General features: G+C 59.0%; 3 protein-coding genes and 1 pseudogene. 2 read left to right on the top strand and 2 right to left on the bottom strand.

Translation table 11 applies throughout. The features are described from left to right. Both AC1DLB_RS27755 and AC1DLB_RS27750 read left to right on the top strand, forming a co-directional pair. Positions 1-207 (top strand): hypothetical protein (locus AC1DLB_RS27755; protein ID WP_477786069.1); only part of this gene is annotated, 207 nt, incomplete at its 5' end. A gap of 255 nt (positions 208-462) precedes the next feature. Then, positions 463-914 (top strand): annotated as a pseudogene (locus AC1DLB_RS27750) (hypothetical protein). A gap of 46 nt (positions 915-960) precedes the next feature. On the opposite strand, the gene AC1DLB_RS27745 reads toward AC1DLB_RS27750, so the two are convergent. Both AC1DLB_RS27745 and AC1DLB_RS27740 read right to left on the bottom strand, forming a co-directional pair. Continuing rightward, positions 961-1,248, bottom strand: a complete 288-nt coding sequence (locus AC1DLB_RS27745; RefSeq protein ID WP_018927249.1) for a YheV family putative zinc ribbon protein — start codon at positions 1,246-1,248, stop codon at positions 961-963. Next, positions 1,245-3,212, bottom strand: a 1,968-nt coding sequence (locus AC1DLB_RS27740) for a M3 family metallopeptidase (RefSeq protein WP_477786068.1), incomplete at its 5' end; no start/stop codon positions are given. The genes AC1DLB_RS27745 and AC1DLB_RS27740, both read right to left, overlap by 4 nt.

Here is a 3,212-nt window from a genome sequence, read left to right as displayed (position 1 = left end):
GAGCCGGGATGGGATGCGGTAAATGAAGTGCAGACAGAGGCACTGGTCGATTCCGTCTATGTGACAGCGGWTTCCAGCGATGGTGGTCAGTCCTTCACGATCAAAACCATTAACAGCGATGTGGACGGTGATGGCGATATCGATGGTGATGACAAAGCAAAACTGCTGGCCTTGGCCAAGGCTTATTCCAGTATCGTAAATCCCTGAAGTTGATAGTTGTTGCCAGGTCTGCATGAGACTCCATGCAGGCCTGGTTTTATCGGTGTCTATTAACTCAAGGTCTTGCCGGATAGTGTCTCTCAATCAACTAGCGATGTCGGACAGTCTGACTGATCTGAATGACCACCAGCCTCGGGCATTTGCTGTTCTATTCACGATTCTTTGACAGTGCCCTCACAGGTCTTTGACTGTCCCGAGTTCAGGCTATCGATCACTTATCCACCACTTCACGGTCGCCTGAGCATGTCCCTACTGCGCCTTCTACCTGCGACGCTTCTTTTGTCGCTGGCCGCACTTTTCAACCTGACGCTGGCCCACGCTGACGACGCTGCTCTATCCCGGCCTGCGGACTGGGCTCAATCGGTGGAGGTTCAGTACAACCTCTATCAGATGTCCCCGACCCTCTATCGCAGTGCGTTGCCGGACAAGGGGGCGGTGCCGTTGCTGGAAAAACTCAAGGTCGCCACCGTCATCAACTTCCTGCCTGAACCGGACTCGAGCTGGTTGTCAAAACCCGGAATCACCCAGATACAACTGCCCTACCGCACCAATCATGTGGATGACAGTGATGTGCTCAAGGCCCTTCGCACGATTCAGAGCGCGGAGGCCAAAGGGCGGCCAATGGTGATTGCAGCACAAGTCCGTTTGCCATGTGTTCGATGAAGAGTTGGTTCAACTCGGCCCATGTCGAGTAAGTAACACCTTCCACTGCGTTGCGCAGTAGAAGGTGTTTTTCGATACTCAGTGTTGCTCGTCAGGCTTTTTCTTCAGCTTCGGGTTCGGGAAAAACTGCACGGCCTGAACCTTGGCGTCCGGCACCTTGAGTGCCGAGGTGTTAACCCGGGTGCCCAATTCCTTGGGCACCGACAGGCCTTGTTCATTCAGCGTGTCGGAATAACCGCAGGCCACGCACTCGCGATGCGGAACGGTATCTTCGTTCCACATCATCAATTTGTCCGGCTCGCTACAGGCCGGGCAGACCGCCCCGGCGATAAAGCGTTTTTTGGTAATCACAGGTCCCTCACTCATGCTGCCGCGTCCTCGGTCAGGCCGCTGTGGCGCAAGAGTGCGTCAATCGATGGCGCACGGCCACGGAAGTCGACGAACAGCACCATCGGTTCCTGGGAACCACCTCGTGCCAGGATCGCTTCGCGGAAGGCACGACCGGTCTGGGCATTGAGCACGCCGTCTTCTTCGAACTTCGAGAAGGCATCGGCCGACAATACTTCAGCCCACTTGTAGCTGTAGTAACCCGCCGCGTAGCCACCGGCGAAGATGTGGGCGAAGYTGTTGGGGAAACGGTTGTAGGCCGGTGGACGCATGACCGAAACCTCATCACGTACCCCTTCGAGCACTTGCAGCACGCTGCGGCCGTCGCCGTGAGTGGCGTGCAACTCGAAGTCGAACAGCGAGAACTCCAGTTGGCGGACCATCATCAGTCCGGACTGGAAGTTCTTCGCCGCGAGCATTTTCTCCAGCAGATCCTGAGGCAACGGTTCGCCGGTTTCGTAGTGACCGGAAATCAGTGCCAGACCTTCCGGCTCCCAGCACCAGTTTTCCATGAACTGGCTTGGCAGCTCGACCGCATCCCAGGCCACGCCGTTGATGCCGGATACGCCAGCGTGCTCGACACGGGTCAGCAGGTGATGCAGGCCGTGACCGAATTCATGGAACAGGGTGGTCACTTCGTCGTGGGTCAGCAGGGCTGGTTTACCGCTGTCGGCCGGGGTGAAGTTGCACACCAGGTTCGCCACCGGGCTTTGCAGCACACCATTGATTGTACGGCGGTGATCGCGGGCGCCGTCCATCCAGGCACCGCCACGCTTGTTGGCGCGGGCATAGAGGTCGAAGAAGAAGCGGCCGACGTGCTGGCCGTTTTCCTTGATTTCGAACAGGCGAACGTCCGGGTGCCAGGTATCGAAGCCTTTTAGCTCGGCGATCTCGATGCCGTACAGGCGCTGGACGATGGCGAACAGCCCACCCAGAACCTTGTCGATCGGGAAGTACGCGCGAAGGGTTTCCTGGGCAACGCTGTAGCGCTGCTCGCGAAGTTTTTCACCGTAGAAACCGCTGTCCCAGCTTTGCAGGTCCGGGCAACCCTGTTCGGCGGCGTAGGCCTTGAGCTGCTCCAGATCCCGGACGGCGAACGGCTTGCTGCGCTTGGCCAAGTCGCGCAGGAAGCTGAGTACCTGATCGCTGGATTCGGCCATTTTGGTCGCCAGGCTCAGCTCCGAGAAACTGGTGAAACCCAACAGTTTTGCCAGTTCCTGACGCAGGTCGAGGATTTCTTCCATGACCGGGCCGTTATCGTTCTGACCGGCATTCGGACCTTGGTCCGACGCACGGGTGCAGTAGGCGGCGTAGACTTCTTCGCGCAGGGCGCGGTCCTGGGCGTAGGTCATCACCGCGTAGTAACTCGGGAATTCCAGGGTGATCAGCCAGCCGTCGAGGTCTTTGGCTTGCGCGGCGGCGGCCATCTGCGCCTTGGCCGAATCGGTCAGGCCAGCGAGGGCGGCTTCGTCAGTGATGTGCTTGGTCCAGGCCTGAGTGGCGTCGAGCAACTGGTTGGAGAAGCGACTGCCCAGCTCCGACAGTTTGCTCTGCACGTCGGCATAACGCTTCTGTTCGGCTTCAGGCAGGTCGATACCCGACAGGCGGAAGTCACGCAGGGCGTGCTCCAGGATGGTTTTCTGCGCCACGTCGAAACCGGCGGCCTCAGGACTGTTCGCCAGCGCTTCATAGGCCTGAAACAGTTCACGGTTCTGGCCCAGCTCGGTGGCGTAGGCGCTCAGGGCCGGCAGGCAGGACTCGTAAGCCTCGCGCAACTCAGCGCTGTTGCACACGGCATTGAGGTGGCTGACCGGGCTCCAGGCGGCGCCCAGACGATCGTTGAGTTCGTCCATCGCCAGCACCAGGCCGGCCCAGGTCGGTTGTTTGGCCTGGGTCTTGAGGATTTCGACAATGGCGGCGCGGTTGTCAGCCAGGATCTTTTC

The organism is Pseudomonas sp. 05N434, from assembly GCF_056396965.1.
The sequence above is the reverse complement of the archived record's forward strand: the minus strand, read 5'-3'. Positions and strand labels throughout refer to the sequence as shown.